Below are 17915 nucleotides of genomic sequence, written 5' to 3' on the forward strand. Positions count from 1 at the left end.
AGTGCGACGCACTTTAGCCGGCAACTTATGTTGTCTCTTTCACAGTCAGCGACACGTTCTTGTTACACAACGGAGCGACCTTAATCTCTGGGTGGCAGAGGTAATCGTGGAGATGACATACAAGTCCGTTCAGGAAACCCTCCGTGCAGCGGGAATCGTCATGAGCAAGAAAGGCGATGTCCACCGCATAAACTTCTTCGGCGGCCTGGAAGACACCGCGCATTACACCACAAGCCTCAAGGAGGCGTTGGAACGGGGCCTTGCGATGGCGAAGCCGCAGCGCTCCTAAAGCGCGTCGCGATCTTTCAGATTCGCTCCGTGCGCTTTAGGTTTTTGATTTCACGCATGTCTTTGTCCCGAAACCGGTCCCACTTTCGGGAGACATGCGTTAGCCAGCGCCGTGGATTTGGCGGCGGCTGTCCGATGCGCGAGTATTTTCTTCAGATCATTGGCTCAATTCGGGCGGGAGGCGCAACGGACCGACTCCACGAGATTGAGCAATTCGTCCCAGTAGGGCGAAATGTCGAGGCCGATACCGGCACCGTAGGAAAGCAGAGAGAACTGTTCCGCCAGCTCATGCTGTAGACGCAGTGCTTCATCCGGATCAGAGATGGACGTGGTGGCCATGGCGGCTAGGTCGCGGCACCTGGCATCGGTTTCAAAACCGAGGCCGCCAACGATCACGCCGAGTTCGACCATCATGGATATGAGTCGCACAAGCCCCCTCCGGCGATCTGCGCAACACAAGCGGTAAAAATCAATCACGATTGATCATAAATGGGAAGCCCTATTTCGCGGGTATCCCACAATCTTGTGAAGACGGCATCTCCTCCCAGGAATACTGTGCCAGCAAGTCGTGGCCGCAATAAAAGACGGCTGAGCAAGTAAGGCTTGCGGCTTCACGGATCGCTCTGCTTTGACGAGGCGGCTTTCAGCACTGTCGTGCCGGCGGCTCGCTGCTGGGGTTCCGCCAAGCGCCGACAGGCCGATTGTGGCTCGATGTCCCACCTGCAGAGGAACTGGACAGGCGGATGGGCGCCCAGGCGGGGCGCCCATCCGAAGTCGTCATGGCGTAAACTGCCGGCCGAACTTAGCCGCCGCCACCGGAACCACCCGAGCCGCCACCACCACTGCCACCGGATCCGCCGCTTCCACCGGAGCCGCCTGATCCGCCACTGCCGCCAGAACCACCCGAGCCGCCACTGCCGCCGGAGCCGCCACCGCCGGAGCCACCGGATCCGCCGCTACCACCGCCGGAGCCGCCCGAGCCCCCGCTGCCGCCATCGCCGCCGCCGGAGCCACCACCATCGCCACCGCCGGAGCCGCCGCCATCGCCGCCGCCGGAGCCACCGCCATCGCCGCCGGAGCCACCGCCGCCGGAGCCACCACCATCGCCGCCGCCGGAGCCGCCACCATCGCCGCCGCCGGAGCCGCCGCCGCCGGAGCCGCCACCATCGCCGCCGCCGGAGCCACTACCACCGCCGGAACCTCCGGAACCGCCACCGCCCTTGCCACCCTTGCCGCCCGAGCCGGAGCCGCCGCCCTCGCCGTCGCTGGCAAGGACAGAAGCGATAAGAGCCGTTGTGATCGGCGGGCACATTGCGATTTGTGCACGCGTCAGGATGCTTGTGCGGTTGCTGGCAATGCAGCAAAGCGCGTAGTTGGATTCCGTCAGCGGCTGGCATTGGGCGGCCGTCATCCGCGGCCGAACCTTACTCTGTGCCGATGCGGGGAGTGTCGAATTCACCGCCACAAGGGCGGATGAGACAAGCAAAATTGCGCGAGCCCTGCTCGCGCAGGTTGGGTACAGGTGCATTTCTTCCTCCTAAGGGAAAAAAGGCGCTCCCGTCCCCAAACTGGGCGCTATGTCAAAGTTTCCGACCATCGGAAACAATTTGTTAAGCATACATTGTTTTAGAATCTGTGCAAACACTAATAACGAGGGTTGATTTACCAGGCCCGGCGAAGATGATCTTGGCCCATCGATCCGAGGGGATGGAACGTGATTCGTTTGGCGGCGCTCGTTGCCGCAGCCATGGCTATGGCTGGCTGCAGCGAAACCATGCAGACCTCCGGCACTGCGTCCATGATGGTCACCAAAGGCTACGCCTTCGCCCCGCCCGCCGCTCGCGGCTTCTGCGCCAGGCAGCCAAGGCTCTGCAGCCCCGGCGGACACGTCAAACAGGTGAAGCTCACCGAACGGCGCATGGCCGAGTTGAAGGCGGTCAATAGTTCCGTCAATGCCCGGATTATTGAACGCAACGATTCTTCCGCCGGCATCGGCGACGATTGGCGGATCCCGACGAACGCCGGCGATTGCGAGGACATCGCGATCCTGAAGAAGAGCGAGCTCATGAAGCGCGGCTGGCCGGCGTCGGCCCTCCTGCTGACGGTCGTCACATCGGGCGGCGCGGGCCACACGGTGCTTACCGTTCGCACGGACAAGGGCGACCTTATCCTCGACAACCGAACCGGCGCCGTCAGGAACTGGGCGCAGACCTCCTACCGCTACTTTGCCCGGCAATCCCAGTCCGAAAACGGCAAGTGGCTGCGGATCGAATCCTAAAGCGCATCGCGTTGAAACTGCTTCAGGCGACGCGCTTTAAGTTTTTGTTTTGATGCATGTCGTTCTCCCAGAACCGCTGCACACTTCTGGGGCGACATGCATTAGTCCCGCCGAGATCCACGCGGGCGCCTTATCTCGGGAATGAATTGTCGATAACGATCGACCAGATATCCTTGTTTATTTCCCTGATGTCCTCGATGGAACCGTGGATCCTTCTCATCTCCTCGTCATCGAGCGCTTCGATCTTTCCGTATTTCACCTCGTCCTTCCCGTCCACGATGCGCATCAGCTGGGTGCTTCCGTGCGTCCCGGCTTCGTCGAACGAATAGATGCAGTGGCTGTATTTGTTTCGCAGCTTCGCCTGGCGCGTGAGCTTGCCGGTGACAGCCAGCACCGCCCTACGGCAGGCAGCCGGCGTCTTCGGCATTTTCGCCAGCCGTTCGACCAGCTCGATGCGCGCGCGGGTCGTGTTCAACGTCAGGAAGATGATGATCGCCGTTTCCTTGTCGACCTTCGCCAGGCCGGCAATCAGATAGATCAGCAGGCTTTCAGTGTTGGTCCATGTGTAGTTCAACTGGCCAACGAGGAGCAGGATCTCCTGAAAGCGAGGCATCACCGGCTCATGGCGAAGATTGGACGAGCTGGGGCGAACCCGATCGCTCGATGCCGCCGTGAAAGGTATCTTTGCGCGCATGAAAGACGGCGGCCGCCTCGGTCCTGTTGTGAGCCCCGAGCTTGGTGATGATGTTGTGCAGATGGATCTTGACCGTGTGCTCCGACAGACGAAGGGTCGCGGCGATGATCTTGTTCTGCAATCCGCGGGCCACCATTTCCAGGATCTGGAACTCTCGGTCGGTCAGTTCGCCCATCTCCTCGAAACCGGATCGGTCCGGCGCCGGTTGTTCGGCATGCGCCGAATGATCCGAAGCCTTTTGCGAAAGGCCGCGTGCGTATGACTGGAACATCGCCAAGGGGAAATATTCCCCGCCGCGAAGCATAAGCCGGATGACCGAAAGCCAGACGTCCAGCTTCAAATCCATGGGCAGGACGCTGCGCACGATCTTGAGATCGAGAACGTCCTGGATGGAAACGGGAGCTCGGCTGTCGTGCTGCACCAGGACGATCGGCGCCGCTGGATGACACCGCATCAGTTCGGCGGCATAAGCGTTGATCTTATGCAGCAGCTCGGTGTCGATAAGGATCAAGCAAACGGGATGCTCGAATGCCGCGCAGGCGGCTTCAATGCCTGCAGCCTGCTCGACGACTATGGAGGGGAATTCCCTCTCGATTGCGTATGCGAGACATTCTGGAAAGCTGTCAGTCGAGGAAACAGTCAGGATAATTCTACGCGCCGCCCAACTCTCTCCGGCACCGCTACCCACGATGCTGCGCATGTTGACTCTGGACATGGTTGCCACCCCACCCTAGACCAATACTGTCGGTTTTTCGCTCTTTTCCCTTCTCAGATTGTTGGGGGGGCCTCCACCCCGCGAACAGCTAGCCTTAACGACTTATACACCAAATTAGGCAGCACTGATATAGTTCGGACGAGCTATAGCTAACCTTACTATCGTCGCCGCCGATCGGGGAAACTCGACAGGTCGCCTCAATTCCGATCTGGGCCCGATCCGGGCCGGAATCCCGGCATTTGCGCGGCTGAAGCGCGTCTCCGCGGCAGTCCGGCGAAAGGGCTAGCCCGAACTGTCAGCTTACAATCACCGCCCTCTGGTTCCAAACTTCCCCGGGTTCCATGTGGGATTGGGGCAAATCCAGGACTCTCCCGTTTGAACGACCGGATCCGTGGTGATCCGGCGCTCCCCGGGTCGTGCCTTGGCTCGGCCGCCTCTCCCGAAGTCAACGGGAGGTACTCAAGCAAACCTATGACGAAATTTCGGATTGCGGACCTCAGTCCCCTCGGTCCGGCAATCCATTCACCGCATTAAACGCAACGTCCGCGTACAGCCCAAAGCCGCGTAAGAGAAGAATGCGGTTCGGCAGTCGCGGCTTCAACTGAGGACACGATCATGTCTCTCGACCTCGACAAGAACAACATCAACGCATTCGGTTTGCAGATCGTCGACAGCGAGTTCGGCAACGGCGGTGGTGACAACGAGAACGAAAACAAGAACCACAACACCAACGACGCCAAGAACGAGAACGAGAACAAGGCTGAGAACGAAAACGAAAACAAGTCCGACAACGAAAACGAGAACAAGAACGAAAACAAGTCGGAAAGCCAGAACGAGAATAAGAACGAGAACAAGTCCGAGAGTGAGAACGAAAACAAGAACGAGAACAAGTCCGAGAATCAGAACGAAAACAAGAACGTCAATGAATCCAAGGTCGACGTCGACGTCGACGTTGGCGTTCAGCTCGAAGGCCAGCTCGGAAATTCCGACGACGATTTCGCCGACATTGGCAAGAACAGCACCGGCGACTGGAAGGACAACACAATCATCAGCAACAAGGACGGCAACGTCACTTATGATCCTGGCGACGACGTCACCTTCAAGGACATCCTGAACAATTCGATGACCGGCGCCGGCACCAACACCGCGTCGATCATCAACCAGACCCTGAACATGTATGACAACGACAAGCTCGACAACGCGACCGTCAAGAACGACGCCGATTTCAAGCTCGAGCTCAAGGCTGAAGGCGGCGAGTCCAAGTCCGGCGACGGCATCTCGGCCGGCGGCGGCGGGGGCGACGGCGGCGATGACGCCAAGGCCAGCGGCGGCGAAGGCGGCAATGGCGGCGACGCCAAGTCCGGCGATGTCGAAGCCGGCGACGGCAAGGGCGGCCTGGCGCTCAGCGCAGCCATCGGTGGCGACGCCAAGGGCGACACCAAGGCCGAAGGTGGCGACTCCAAGGGCGGCGAAGCCGACAGCGGCGACGCCAAGGGCGGCGGTGTTGACACCGGCGACGCCAAGGGTAGCGGCGGCGACGGCGGCAATGCCAACGGCGGCGACGGCCTCGGTCTCGGTCTGGGCCTCGGTCTGGGCCTCGGTGTCGGCGCGGCGGAAGCCGGCGATGCCAAGTCGGAAGAAGGCGGCAATGCCAAGGCCGATGCCGGCGACGTGAAGTCGGATGCCGGTGACGCCAAGGCCGATGGCGGCGATGGCGGCGACGGCGGCAATGGCGGCGATGTCTCGGGCGGCGACGCCAAGGCTGATGCCGGCGACGGCTTCGACGCGAAGTTCCCGATCCTGAACTACGGCGAAGGCGGTGATGCCAAGAGCGATGGCGGCGACGCCAAGGGCGGCGGCGGTGGCGGCGGCGGTGGCGGTGGCGGCGGCGGTGCCGACGCTGACGGCGGCGATGCCAAGTCGGATGGCGGTAATGCCAAGGCCGATGGCGGCGACTCCGAGTCCTATGGTGGCGATGCGTTGGGCGCAGGCTACGGCGCAGGCTACGGCGCAGGCGTGGGCGCGGGCACCGGTGGTGCTGGCGGTGCGGGCGGCGCTGGAGATGGCGGCGACGGAACCAGCGGCAACGGGACTGGCGGCAACGCAGCCAGCGGCGCCGCAACCGGCGGCGATAGTCTCGGTGGTTTCGCAACGGCCTTCGGCGGGGATGGCGGCCATGCGCTGAGCGGCGCCTGGGCCGATGGCACCGGCGGCGACGCTCAGGGTGGCTTCACTCTCGCGGGCCACGGCGGCGCCGGCGGCGCCAGTGGCGATGCCTACACTGGTGACGGCGGTGCCGGTGGCGACGGCGGAAGCTGGGGTTCGAACAATGGCGACGACGGCTACGTCACCGGCTCGACCCATGCGTCGGCCGACGGCCTGATCGACGTCAGCGCCTTCAACCAGCAGATCGTGATGGGCGCCAACCTGCAGGAGAACGCGATCGACCAGACCGTGGTCGGTGGCGACTACCACAACACGCTCACTGGTGGGGACTCCGGCGATCACGCGGGCTCGTGATTGACCGTACACGACTGATTTCTCGACGAAATCAGACAGCTTGGGACTGCGCGGAGTTTTCCGCGCAGTCCTTCCATCCGGGAGACATGCCGCCCCGACCGAGCGCCAATGATCTCAAGATACGGAGGCTACCGTGTACGCCACGCAACTGGACAAGATCACCGAGGCCATCTCGCACTTCATTGGCATGTTCGAGATCTCGGTCGAGGGGGCACGGCAGCTAAAGACCTTCGACGACTTCAAGATCGCCGAGGCCGCCAAGGGAGATACGCCCGACCTCCCCAACACCAATGTGAACATTAAGGCGCCTTACACGCTGGACGATTTCGATCCGCATGTTCCCTACATGGGACTGAAGCCGGATCTGGTGCCGAACACGGTCGGCTCGAGCTTCCGGTACACGCCTATCGAAATCCATCAACACGGCCAGTTGCATCCAGGCCACCAACATTTTCACCTTCCTCAGTTGCCCGGTTTCGGTGGCGGCATGATCCTGCCGCATGTCGAGCCGCCAGGCGCGGTCGCCGCTTACTTCAACCAGGAGATCCACCTGTCGGACAACGACTATGTCAGTGCCGGCGGACACGGCTTGACTTTCTCGCCGGTGATCGACCAAAGCAGCCAGATCGCTTCCCTGACGAATGCCGCAGCGGACGTGTCGCCGATAGACGATATATCGCTGCTGGGCCCGCCCGACGACATGGCGGCCGCGGTGGTCACCATGGGCGAACGGATCGAGGCCTATTCCGGCGACTCCAGCGGCGACGCGAACGTCTTCGTGCTGCGCCCTGACGCGGATTCCGGTCCGCTCGCGGGAACCTATGTCAACGGCCATCTGGTCGACGAAGCCGACGCGCCGAAAGCGGAGGATCATCTCAACATCCTCAAGGAACAGCAGCAGGATGACACGGCCGCCAGCGATGGACCCGATAAGGAGGACTACAACACGCCGCCAGACACCTCCGACTTCATGTCGGGCTGGGGCAACGGCCTGCTGAACCCTTGTGTGGAGGTGGAGACCGGCGGCAACACGTTGATCAACTCCGCGGTGTTGAGCAACAACTGGGCGACGACATCGGTCGTCGCGGCTGTCGGCAACAGCTATGAAATCAACGCCATCGTTCAAATCAATGCGCACTGCGACACGGATGCCGTGAGCTCCAGCTTGAACGGGTGGGCGTTGGGCAACGCACCCGATGAGAGCTTCAACATCGCCGCCTTCAAGCACATCGATCCGTCGGCCGGCAGTGTGGCACCGGCACCGGCGGACGGGTTCCCCGCCGCCTGGGTGGTTACCCAGGTCACCGGCGACCTGATCATCACGAACTGGATCCAGCAGTACAGCTTTATAACCGACAACGACGCCACGGTTCTGTCTTCGTCCGGCGTCAGGACCAGCGTGAGCACCGGCGACAACACGGCGATAAACAATGTGTCGCTCAATGAATTGGGCCACTACTACGACCTGATCATCATCGGCGGCAACATCTATGACGCCAACATCATCCACCAGCTCAACATACTGATCGACAACGACGTGGTCGGCGCGGTGGACGGCTTCCAGACATCGGGAGAAGGCTCTTACTCGACCGCCGGAAACCTGCTGTGGAACGATGCCACGATCATCAATGTCGGCGGGCAGAACCACTACGAGGCCCTGCCGACGTCCTATCTGCAGGCAGCTCAGGATCTGGCGGCCGGCAAAGATGCCGGCCCAGGAGATATCCTGAACGACCAAGCCTTCGCGGGCCTCGGTGCCTTGCGGGTCCTCTACATCTCGGGCGACCTGCTGAATGTGCAATACGTGTCGCAGACCAACGTGCTGGGCGACAGCGATCAGGTGGCGCTCGCGATGAACCAGTTCGTCGCCCATCCCGAGGCGGAATGGACAGTGACCACCGGCGGCAACCAGGTCGCCAATTTCGCCGGCATCGTCGACGTCGACGGGACCGACAAGACCTATGTCGGCGGCGAGCACTATTCGCACGAGATCCTGATCCAGGCCGACATCATCTCCAGCGATCCGGAGCTCGGAGGACAGAACCCGGACGCGCTGGTCAACGAAGCAGTCGCCTTCCTGGCCGATGACGCGACGGACGACGACGCGCAGACAGACCATCCGATAGTCCCGACGCCGGACCATGTCCAGGCGGACGGCGTGCATGCATTGGGCTGATCTGAGATCCGGGGGATGTCATGACCGACGATCGCGAGTTGCCTTGGGATAGTTTCGCCGAGGACCTGGAAGCCGCCCTGCAGGAGGACGAGCAGGGAGCGCCAAAGTCGAGTTTCGCCATGCCGCGTAAAACACTTTCAAGCGCCTTGCAGCAGCATGAACGGGCCATCGACCGGACGATGAAAGCTATCGATACCGTCGTTGGCCAATTGCACGACGTTGCGGCCAATCCGGGAGCGAAGTCCGGGCAGGACCCGGCTTTGCCCCAGCCCCGCAGCCAGACCGCCGAGACAGCGCAAACGAAGGCCAGGCCCCCGGTAGAGCAGGCCACACCGCCTGCCGCGGCATCCCAGGCCAAGGCGGCACCATCAGGGGGAACAGCTGGACCTTCTGTCGCATCCGCCGCATCTGCGCCGGCCGGCAGTCAGACCAAGACAACGGCGGCCCCGGCAGATCCAGCCGTGGCGCCGCAGGCTGCGGCGGCAAAAAAGCCGGGCGCCGCCCCTGCCACATCCGGACCTGCCATGCAGGAGAGGCGGCAAGAGGAAAAAGCGCATTCAGTTCAGCAGGCGGCATCGCGTTCCAGCGGCCCGTCGAACGCACCCAGCCAGATACGTCCCGACGGAACGCCTGCGCCAATTTCCAGGCCGGCGCTATCCACCGACAAGCCAAACCTCGCGTCCCAGGACCGGCCAACCAGCGCGGAGCTGACCAAGTCGGAACCGGCCAAGTCAGAACCAGCCCGGCAATCAAGCCCCAGCACCATGATCGGCGCCAGGGAAGTCCGCTCGCCGGTCTCTCCGGAACCCATGCTGCCGGTAACGCCTCCACCTCAGGCCGGACCTGCGCGCCCGGCGCAGGGACCAGGGACGGTTCCCACAGTCGAGAAGAGCGGTGCTCCGGCGGCACCGGCTGCGGCAAAGCCGGAGCCCTCGTCCCAACGTGCTGCCGGACCCGAGGCCGCGGCCGTATCGAAGCAAGGCCTGCCGGCCGCGCAGGCAACGGCAAGGCCGGAACCCGCGCCGCAGCGCACGGCCGAGCCCAAGGCCAAGGCGGTTCCAGAAACGCCCGAGAAACCATCCGAAATGAAGGATGTGCCCAAGTCACCGGGCATGATCACAATAGACGGCGACACCGGTCCAGTCTTGGCAAGACAGCGCACGTCTGATGGCGGCGATCCTCCCCGCGGCGACGACAATGGCCGGCGTGGCGGAGGCGGTGGCGGCGGCAGCGGCGCCTTTCACAAACGCCTCGGCCCGGTCGATTTTAGCCGCGCTCTCAAAGCCGGTCTGAGCGCGGTCAAGAAAAACCTGCTGATCGTGATGATGTTCACGGTCGCGTGCAACATGCTGGTGCTGGCGATCCCGATCTATCTGTTCCAGATTTCGGATCGCGTCCTCACCAGCCGTTCCGCCGACACCCTTATCATGCTGACGATTGTGATCGTCGGTGCCGTATTGCTGCAGGCGCTGTTCGACGCGCTACGCCGCTTCATCCTGATGCGAACGGCGGTGGAGGTCGCGGCCCAACTGGGCGCGCCGATCCTCAGCGCCGCGGCCAGGGCCTCCCTCAACAGCAACGGGAAGGAATATCAGGTTCTGGGCGACCTACAGCAGTTGAGGACTTTCCTGACGTCCGGCACGCTGCTGTCGTTCCTCGACGCGCCGATGGCCCCCATCATGATGCTGGCGGTGTTTCTGATCCACCCGCATCAGGGATTCATCGTCGCCACCTCGGCGCTGCTGCTGCTGATAATCACCCTTGTCAACCAACGCGCAACGGCCGGTGCCTTCGGCGAGGCGAATGCGCACCAGACCAAGGCCAACATCCATCTCGATTCGATGTCGCGCAACTCCCAGATCATCAACGCCCTCGCGATGATTCCCGAGGCGGTGAAGATCTGGGGCAAGGACACGGCAAACTCGCTTCGCGCGCAGGTCATCGCGCAGGATCGCAACATCATGTTTGCCACGCTGTCGAAGGCGGTGCGGCTGCTGACTCAGGTGACGATGCTTGGCTGGGGCGCGCATCTGGCGATCGACGGCGAACTCACCGGCGGCATGGTCATCGCCGCGTCCATCATCGCCGGCCGTGCGCTTGGCCCGATCGAAGGCGCCATCGAGGGCTGGAACCACGTCGTGCATGCGCGCTCCGCTTATGGCCGCATCGCATCGCTGCTGCAGACGTCACCGCTGAATTTCGAACGGCTTAACCTGCCCCGTCCCGAGGGCCGTCTTGACGTGGAACGTCTTCTCTTCGTGCCGCAGGGAACCAAACGCGTCGTGCTCAACGGTCTGTCGTTCTCCCTCTCGCCTGGCGACTCCCTTGCGATCATCGGCAATTCGGGCGCCGGCAAGACGACGCTGGGCAAAATGCTGGTCGGTTCGATCCTGCCGACATCAGGCAACGTCCGGCTGGACCTGATGGACCTGCGCAACTGGGATCCGCGCCAGTTCGGCGAGAACATCGGCTATCTGCCGCAGGACGTTCAGCTGTTTCCCGCCTCGATCAAGGCCAATATCGCCCGCATGCGCGACGACGTGACCGATGCCGAAATCTACCAGGCGGCGGCGCTCGCCGACGTCCACGAAATGATCTCCACCTTGCCGCATGGCTACGAGACCTTCGTCGCCGCCGACGGGGCTCCGCTTTCCGGCGGGCAGAAGCAGCGTGTCGCGCTTGCACGCGCCTTCTTCGGCAATCCGCGCCTGGTCGTGCTCGACGAGCCGAACTCCAACCTCGACTCGGCCGGTGACGCCGCCCTGGAGCGCGCACTCCAGCACGCCAAGGAGAACAAGATCACGGTCATCACCATCACCCAGCGGCCATCGCTGCTGAAGAGCGTCGACAAGATATTGCTGCTCGTCAACGGCACCGTCGCCCTGTTCGGCATGCGCCAGGATGTCCTGCAGGCATTGGCGGGCCGCGGGCTGAGCATCGAAGACGGCTCGTTCGGCCATCAAATCCAGTAGCGGGGCGTGCAAATGACAGCCGACATCGCAAAAGTTCACGACATCGAATGGTACTCGGAGGTGCCACGCTCGATCTGGAAGCAGACAATGATTGGCCTGCTGCTGATTGTGGTGGCATTCGGCGGCTTCGGCACCTGGGCTTCCACGGCGCCACTGGCATCCGCCATCATCGCCCAGGGCAGCTTCGTCGCCACCGGGCAAAACAAGGTCGTCCAGCATCTCGAAGGCGGCATCATCAAGGAAATCCTGGTTAACGAAGGCGATCATGTCAGCCTCGACCAGCCGCTGATCAAGCTCGATGAAACCGCCGCCCAGACCAACGCACGGCAATTGTTCCTAAGGATGGCGAGGCTCGAGGCCATCTCGGCCCGCTTGAATACCGAGGTGCAAGGCAAAGCCAAGATCCAGTTCCCGGCGATCATCCTCGACAACCGGTCAGACCCAGAAATCTCGCCGATCATGGAAAGCCAGCAGCTTAATTTCGAAGCCGCGGAAAGCAAACGCGACAGCGACATAGCGCTGTTCGATCAGAACAAAAAGGCGATGGAATTCCGCAATGAGGGAATCGAGGAGCAGATATCCTCCGTGCGGCGGCAATTGCAATTCCTCAAGGAGGAGTACCAGGGCAAGCAGAAGCTTCTCGACCAGGGGCTGATCCGCGGCACCGAGGTGAAGGCGATCCAGCGCGCGATGGCCGACGCCGACGGTCAGATCGGCAAGATGGTTGCGGAAGTTTCCGAAAACCGCGAACAGATCGTCAGGTTCGAGCAGCAGATCTCCCAGACGAAGGACACCTATCGCCAGGCGGCGCTCCAGGAACTGCAGAGCCTGGAAGCCGAGCTGGACGCCGTGCGCGAGCAGTCGCGCGAGGCGGACAATGTGCTTCGCCGGGTGACCATCAATGCTCCGGTGCCGGGCACGATCATACGCATGTACTACCACACCGCCGGCGGCGTCATCGAAAGCGGCAAGGCGATCCTCGAGATCCTGCCCTCCGATGTGCCCTTGGTCATCGAGGCGCAGGTGCCGCGCACCGACATCGACAACGTCAAGGTCGGGCAGAAGGCCTCGATCCGGCTGATCGCGCTCAACCGCCGCACCACGCCGGTTCTGGAAGGCGAAGTCTACTATGTTTCGGCCGATGCCTTGCCCGAGATGCAAGGCCCGGTGCCAAAGGAAGTCTATCTTGCTCGCGTACGCGTGCCGGCGAGCGAGCTGGCGAAGGTGCATGGTTTTTCACCAACGCCGGGCATGCCGGCCGAAATAATGGTGCAAGAGCATCCGCGGACATTTTTCCGCTATCTGACGAAGCCGATCGCCGACAGCATGGCGCGAGCTTTCATGGAACAGTGAGGCAACAAAGGACAAGGGTCGGGGGAAACCATGCAGATCGACGTCATCACGACAAGGGAGGGTCTGAACGCGCTCCGGCAAAACTGGGATGATCTTTACGAAAGGGATCCCGAAGCTCAGTTTTTCGTCTCCTGGACGTTCCTGTCTTCTTATCTGCGCCGGTTCGAAGGGACCTGGTCGATCCTGGCGGCCCGGACCGGACCGAAAGGATCCCCCTATGTCGCCTTGCTGCCGCTGCGGCTGCGCACCAGGCTGAACAGGAAAACCGGCTTCTGCCACAACGAAATCAACCTGGCCGGCAATTACGCGTCGGAATACGCCGGCATGATCTGCGCGCCCGGGGCTGCAGAGCGCGCGATCCCCGCCCTTGCCAAACATCTGCTGGAGATGAATTGGGCCAAGCTGCATCTCGAAAATCTGCGCATGTCGCAAGCGCGGCGCCGCCTGCTGTTCGACAATCTCGCCGACAAGCGGCTCACCGCCCACAAAATGGACCGCATCAACAAAGCCGACAATGTCGACAACTGCATCTGCACGGCCATCGACCTGCCGGAGGACTGGGACACCTATCTCGAGCAGAAGACCAGCTCGAACACGCGCCAGAAGATCAGGCGCTTCTTGCGGAAGCTGGACGGATCCGACGAATTTCGCATCACGCATGCCGACCTTTCGACCATCGACCGCGACATCGATATCGTCCTCGACATGTGGCGCATCAAATGGGGCTCGCGCAAGGGTAACACCATGCCCGGCCTGATCAGGTCCAACCGCAAGACATTCAAGGATGTCTTCGAGAGCGGATCGCTGTTCATGCCGATCCTGTGGCAGGGGGACAAACCGCTCGGAGGACTGGCGATACTGATTGATCCGGTCAAGAAGGCGATGCTTTTCAACCTCGCCGGACGTGACGAGACCGCCAACCACATGCCACCGGGATTGGTGCTGCATGCCTATTGCATCCGGCGCGCGATCGAACAGGGTTTTCGCGTCTATGACTTCCTGCGCGGCAACGAGCCCTACAAATACGCGTTCGGCGTCGGACAGACAGCGATCCACTGTGTCATGGTCAAGACCATCACCGGGCGCAATCTCGGCGACCGGATTGACGAGAGGTCCGTTGGGAGCGTGCTGGAGCAGGCGACCAAATTCCACGAAGCAGGCAACCTTGCCAACGCCGAAAACGGCTACCGCCAGATATTGGAGGTCAGCCCGAGCCACCCGCGCACGCTCTACGGGTTGGGCCAATTGCTGGCCGCGAAAGGCGATCACTGGTCAGCGGCCGACACTTTCGGATCGCTCGTGGAGATCGCACCGAAATCGGTCAAGGCGTGGTCAAGGCTCGCCATCGAACTTCAGGCGCTCAGCCGGCACGCGGACTCCGCGGAGGCCTTCCGCAAGGTGCTCGAGCTCAATCCGGAGCTTTCCGGAGCGCAATACGGCCTTGGCCGCAGCCTGGCGCAGCTTCGGCAGGTGGACGAAGCGGCAAAGGTGCTCAGTGCGGTCAAGGATCGGCCCGACGGACCTGTCGATCCTGTGCTTCGTGCCAAGGCGCGCATGCAGCTGCAAAAGCTGAAACAGGATGCGGGCCCCTGCTACATCAAGCTGGATCCGGCGAAGGCAAATCCGCCCCTTCTCGAGCCTGTCGGCGCTTGATGGACGGATCTTAATTGCCGTAACGGGTCGGATCTCTACAAGCGATTGTTTTCAATTGCTTTTTTCGACTACATGGCTCCGCAGCTAACGAACGTTGTACTTGGCGTCCACTTCGTCGATGGCGGCGACGTTGCCGGCCGAGCGGCCTTTCGGATCGAAGGCTTCCTTCAGATATGCGTCGGCGATGGCCTTCGCGACTTCCGTGCCGATGACGCGCGCACCCATGGTAATGATCTGGGCATTGTTGGAGAGCGCCGCCCGCTCGGCCGAATAGGTGTCATGGGTGAGAGCGGCGCGAATGCCCGGTACCTTGTTGGCCGAAATGCAGACGCCGATGCCGGTGCCGCAGATCAGGATCGCCCGGTCATACTTTCCTGCCAATAGATCGCTGGCGACGCGGTCCGAAAGATTGGCGTAGAAGGGATCGGGACCGGTCTCGGTGCGCGACACCTCCGACACCTCGTGCTTGTCCTTCAGGTAGTCGGCGAGAACCTTCGCCAAGCTTTCGCCGGCGCTGTCTCCAGCCACTGCAAGTCTCATAGTCAACTCCTTCTACAACGTTGCGGCGCATCTGCCGAGGATGTCGAGATAGCCCTCGACAGCCCATGCGGAGCGCCCGATGAACAGCCCGTCGACATGCGGGCAGGCAATGAGTTCGGCGCAATTGCCGGGATTGACCGAGCCGCCATAGAGGCAGGGCACGCTGCGTTCGAGCACGTCCTCGGCGGCGGCGATGATCTCCGCCTGCCGGGCGTCGGCATAGTCCGAGGTCGCCGGTATGCCGTTGACGCCGATCGCCCACACCGGCTCGTAAGCGAACAGGATCGGCGCGGTCTTCTGCGCGGCGGTAAGTTTCGACAACGCGCCGCGCACCTGCCTGCCGAGCACCTCGCTGGCGCGGCCCGCCTCGCGCTCGGCCAGAGTCTCGCCGATGCAGACAAGCGGAACGAGGCCGTGACGCACCGCGGCTTCCGTCTTGAAGCCCACCGTCTCGTCCGTCTCGCCGAAATGCTCGCGCCGTTCGGAATGGCCGATCTCGACGATATCGAGGTTGCAGTCCTTGAGCATGGTTGGCGAGATTTCGCCCGTCCAGGCGCCTTCGTCGGCCCAGTGCATGTTCTGCGCGCCGACCTTGACAGTGGTGTCATTCAGCATCGCCTTGACCTCGCGCACCGCCGTGAAGGGCGGTATCACGAAACGCTGGATACGCGGATCGCCGGCGGGATCGGACAAAAGCGCGCTGGCGAAGGCGCGCGCCTCGGCGAGCGTCTTGTTCATCTTCCAGCTGGTACCGATCCAGACTTGCTTCGGCTGCGTCATGCGATGGTCATCCTGTTTCGTCGACCAGGGCCCGGGCCGTCGGCTCGTCGGTAATAAGACCCTTCAACCGCGCGCTCTTCAGCACCGCGCGGATCGCCTCAATCTTCGTGGAGCCACCGGCGATGGCGATGATGCGGCTGTCCGCCGGCCCGTCCAGATCGACGGCGAGCGTACGGGCGGTCAAGGTTGTTTCCAGCAACCGGCCGCGCGCGTCGAAAAAGTGGCCGAGCATTTCGCCGACGCCGCCGACGGCAGTGATCTCGGCGATCTCGCGCGGCTCAATCATGCCGGTCGCCACGAGCTGGGCGCCGGCATCCGCCGTGCCGATGCCGACGAATTTCAGCGTCGCCCGGTTCGACATCTCGAAGATTTCGCGCACGCCGCGCTGCGCCAGGAGCACTTCGCGGTCTTCCGCGGAGTTGGCAAAGAAGGGTACCGGCATCACATAGGCCTGTGCGCCGGTCTTTTCGGTCAGCCGATGCATGACGTCATGCGGGTTGGCGGCATAGTTGCGCGTCAGGCCGCCAAGCAACGAGACGAAGCGCACGCCGGCGGCCTCGAAGCGCGGCAGCTGATGCACCGCGGCGGCGAGCGTGCGGCCATGGCCGATACCGATGACGCTGTCCTCGCCGCGCTCGATCTCGCGACGCAGGAAACTGGCGCCCGCGATCCCCAGCGCCCGCAGCGGCAGCCCTTCCTCGCCCAGATCCGGCGCGACCTCGCAGAAGTTCAGCCCGAACCGATCGCAGAGCCGGTTCTCCAGCATGGCGCATTCGACGATCTCGCCGTCGATCGAGACTTTCACCGCGCCGTCGGCCACAGCCCGGGCGATCAGCCGATGCGCCTTCACCGAGGGCAGTCCCAGTCGCTTCGCCACCTCGGCCTGGGTGAGTCCGCCGGCGTAATGCAGCCAGGCGGCGCGGATGGCGAGCGACCCTTCCGGGTCCGGTTGACCTGAGCGTTTCAACATCTGCAGTCCTTCATCGCGCGTTTGGGCGTCACCATCGGCCGGCTCAGATATTCAGGCTTTGCACGCCGGTGTCGATATGGGGCGCCCAGAAGGCTATGCTTTCGGCGATCTGCGGGATGACCTGCCGATCGTCCGGCTCCCGTTCCTTGAAACTCAGCTCCAGGCAGATCTCGTTGTCGACGGCTCCGCCTTCCGCCAGGGCCTTCAGCAGCGGCTCGGGTTGGATGCGGCCCCTGTTATTGAACTCGGCGGTGAAGGGCCGGTGTCCGCCCTTGTCCATAAGGCTTTGCTTGATATGGATGATCGGCGACACCTTGGGGACCGCGCGGGCCCAGGCATAGGGATCATAGTCATCCGGATCGGCGCTGGTCACGTCGCCGTGGTCGATGTCGGCCATCATCCACATCGGCACCGCCATTTCGGCTTTGGTCAGCCTGTCCTGCAGCTTCAGGCATTCGGCGATCGTCTGGCCGAACTCGCGCCCGATGCTCATCGGTTCCCAGAAAACGTACCGCAGGCCAGCCGCCTTGGCGTGCTCAGCCACCTCCGCCCAGCAGTCGACGGCGATCCGGATCAGCTCCTCACGCCGGGCCGGGTCGTCATGGTCCTTGAAGGTGAAGATGGCGAACTGGGTGCCGACGGAAACACCGCCGAGGTCGGCGGTTATGTCGGCGAAGGTCTTGAACCAGTCGACATAGTATCGGCGCACATCGCGGTCGGGATGGCCGAAATGGTTGAGCCGGCCATAGGGGCCGGTCATGCCGCTTAAGACGCGAACGCCGGTGCGCCGCAGCGCCGCCGTCATCAGCCGGGTCAGCCGCCGGATCACCGGCGCCGGCCAGCTTGGATTGATGAACTCGTGCGTCAGTTGCAGGTCGCGCAGCCTGAGCCCGCGGGCGACGGTCTCGATCAGGTCGTCCGGCTCGGCAAAGCGGTTGACCAGCGGGTTGGTGTTCAGGGAAAGCGTCAGCGCCAT

General features: G+C 62.7%; 15 protein-coding genes. 7 read left to right on the top strand and 8 right to left on the bottom strand.

Annotated features, from left to right (window positions below; genetic code table 11):
• Positions 1-160: 160 nt before the first annotated feature.
• Entirely contained in the window at positions 161-289 is a 129-nt protein-coding gene (locus AC4FWB_RS23220; RefSeq protein ID WP_491028567.1) for a hypothetical protein, read from the top strand.
• 164 nt (positions 290-453) lie between these two features.
• On the opposite strand, the gene AC4FWB_RS23225 is transcribed toward AC4FWB_RS23220, so the two are convergent.
• The gene (locus tag AC4FWB_RS23225) at positions 454-702 is read right to left on the bottom strand and encodes a hypothetical protein (protein WP_491028568.1); all 249 of its coding nucleotides are present in this window, start codon (positions 700-702) and stop codon (positions 454-456) included.
• 363 nt (positions 703-1065) lie between these two features.
• Positions 1066-1479 carry a hypothetical protein gene (locus AC4FWB_RS23230; RefSeq protein WP_491028569.1) on the bottom strand — a complete coding sequence of 138 codons (414 nt, stop codon included), beginning with the start codon at positions 1477-1479 and terminating at the stop codon, positions 1066-1068.
• A 556-nt stretch (positions 1480-2035) separates the two neighbouring features.
• On the opposite strand from AC4FWB_RS23230, the gene AC4FWB_RS23235 reads away from it, so the two are divergent.
• Complete coding sequence (locus AC4FWB_RS23235) at positions 2036-2566, top strand: transglutaminase-like cysteine peptidase (protein WP_491028631.1); 531 nt, start codon at positions 2036-2038, stop codon at positions 2564-2566.
• Between the two features lie 130 nt (positions 2567-2696).
• On the opposite strand, the gene AC4FWB_RS23240 is transcribed toward AC4FWB_RS23235, so the two are convergent.
• Together AC4FWB_RS23240 and AC4FWB_RS23245 are read right to left on the bottom strand one after the other, a co-directional pair.
• Complete coding sequence (locus tag AC4FWB_RS23240) at positions 2697-3179, bottom strand: hypothetical protein (protein WP_320274906.1); 483 nt, start codon at positions 3177-3179, stop codon at positions 2697-2699.
• A 7-nt stretch (positions 3180-3186) separates the two neighbouring features.
• On the bottom strand, positions 3187-3975 hold the full coding sequence (locus AC4FWB_RS23245) for a response regulator transcription factor (protein WP_491028570.1): 789 nt from the start codon (positions 3973-3975) through the stop codon (positions 3187-3189).
• A 615-nt stretch (positions 3976-4590) separates the two neighbouring features.
• Here AC4FWB_RS23245 and AC4FWB_RS23250 point away from each other — a divergent pair.
• The 5 genes from AC4FWB_RS23250 to AC4FWB_RS23270 all read left to right on the top strand — a co-directional run bounded on the left by AC4FWB_RS23250 (position 4591) and on the right by AC4FWB_RS23270 (position 14649).
• A complete protein-coding gene (locus AC4FWB_RS23250) occupies positions 4591-6495 on the top strand; it encodes a hypothetical protein (protein WP_491028571.1) in 1905 nt (634 codons plus the stop codon).
• Positions 6496-6628: 133 nt separating this feature from the next.
• Positions 6629-8671 carry a type I secretion protein gene (locus AC4FWB_RS23255; protein ID WP_491028572.1) on the top strand — a complete coding sequence of 681 codons (2043 nt, stop codon included), beginning with the start codon at positions 6629-6631 and terminating at the stop codon, positions 8669-8671.
• A gap of 809 nt (positions 8672-9480) precedes the next feature.
• Positions 9481-11643: a type I secretion system permease/ATPase gene (locus AC4FWB_RS23260; RefSeq protein ID WP_491028632.1), complete on the top strand. Its 2163-nt coding sequence runs from the start codon at positions 9481-9483 to the stop codon at positions 11641-11643.
• Positions 11644-11655: 12 nt separating this feature from the next.
• The gene (locus tag AC4FWB_RS23265) at positions 11656-12996 is read left to right on the top strand and encodes an HlyD family type I secretion periplasmic adaptor subunit (protein WP_491028573.1); all 1341 of its coding nucleotides are present in this window, start codon (positions 11656-11658) and stop codon (positions 12994-12996) included.
• Positions 12997-13026: 30 nt separating this feature from the next.
• Positions 13027-14649: a GNAT family N-acetyltransferase gene (locus AC4FWB_RS23270; protein ID WP_491028574.1), complete on the top strand. Its 1623-nt coding sequence runs from the start codon at positions 13027-13029 to the stop codon at positions 14647-14649.
• Between the two features lie 84 nt (positions 14650-14733).
• Here AC4FWB_RS23270 and derI read toward each other — a convergent pair whose 3' ends face one another.
• From derI to AC4FWB_RS23290, 4 genes are read right to left on the bottom strand one after another with little or no spacing between them, the layout of a single operon-like run.
• Positions 14734-15189 carry a D-erythrulose-4-phosphate isomerase gene (gene derI / locus AC4FWB_RS23275; protein WP_491028575.1) on the bottom strand — a complete coding sequence of 152 codons (456 nt, stop codon included), beginning with the start codon at positions 15187-15189 and terminating at the stop codon, positions 14734-14736.
• A gap of 12 nt (positions 15190-15201) precedes the next feature.
• Complete coding sequence (locus AC4FWB_RS23280; RefSeq protein WP_491028576.1) at positions 15202-15969, bottom strand: triose-phosphate isomerase; 768 nt, start codon at positions 15967-15969, stop codon at positions 15202-15204.
• Between the two features lie 7 nt (positions 15970-15976).
• Positions 15977-16939 (bottom strand): sugar-binding transcriptional regulator, encoded by a 963-nt coding sequence (locus AC4FWB_RS23285; RefSeq protein ID WP_491028577.1) that lies wholly within the window; start codon positions 16937-16939, stop codon positions 15977-15979.
• A 43-nt stretch (positions 16940-16982) separates the two neighbouring features.
• On the bottom strand, positions 16983-17915 hold the full coding sequence (locus AC4FWB_RS23290; protein WP_491028633.1) for a sugar phosphate isomerase/epimerase family protein: 933 nt from the start codon (positions 17913-17915) through the stop codon (positions 16983-16985).

Source organism: Mesorhizobium sp. LEGMi-168a (genome assembly GCF_058312955.1).

Coding starts and splice junctions, on each gene's coding strand:
- AC4FWB_RS23240 (WP_320274906.1), bottom strand. CDS start 3,179: ATGCCTCGCTTTCAGGAGATCCTGCTCCTCGTTGGCCAGTTGAACTAC.
- AC4FWB_RS23250 (WP_491028571.1), top strand. CDS start 4,591: ATGTCTCTCGACCTCGACAAGAACAACATCAACGCATTCGGTTTGCAG.
- AC4FWB_RS23235 (WP_491028631.1), top strand. CDS start 2,036: ATGGCTATGGCTGGCTGCAGCGAAACCATGCAGACCTCCGGCACTGCG.
- AC4FWB_RS23260 (WP_491028632.1), top strand. CDS start 9,481: ATGCTGCCGGTAACGCCTCCACCTCAGGCCGGACCTGCGCGCCCGGCG.
- AC4FWB_RS23280 (WP_491028576.1), bottom strand. CDS start 15,969: ATGACGCAGCCGAAGCAAGTCTGGATCGGTACCAGCTGGAAGATGAAC.
- AC4FWB_RS23225 (WP_491028568.1), bottom strand. CDS start 702: ATGATGGTCGAACTCGGCGTGATCGTTGGCGGCCTCGGTTTTGAAACC.
- AC4FWB_RS23220 (WP_491028567.1), top strand. CDS start 161: ATGAGCAAGAAAGGCGATGTCCACCGCATAAACTTCTTCGGCGGCCTG.
- AC4FWB_RS23265 (WP_491028573.1), top strand. CDS start 11,656: ATGACAGCCGACATCGCAAAAGTTCACGACATCGAATGGTACTCGGAG.
- AC4FWB_RS23270 (WP_491028574.1), top strand. CDS start 13,027: ATGCAGATCGACGTCATCACGACAAGGGAGGGTCTGAACGCGCTCCGG.
- AC4FWB_RS23245 (WP_491028570.1), bottom strand. CDS start 3,975: ATGTCCAGAGTCAACATGCGCAGCATCGTGGGTAGCGGTGCCGGAGAG.
- derI (WP_491028575.1), bottom strand. CDS start 15,189: ATGAGACTTGCAGTGGCTGGAGACAGCGCCGGCGAAAGCTTGGCGAAG.
- AC4FWB_RS23290 (WP_491028633.1), bottom strand. CDS start 17,915: ATGGCGCTGACGCTTTCCCTGAACACCAACCCGCTGGTCAACCGCTTT.
- AC4FWB_RS23285 (WP_491028577.1), bottom strand. CDS start 16,939: ATGTTGAAACGCTCAGGTCAACCGGACCCGGAAGGGTCGCTCGCCATC.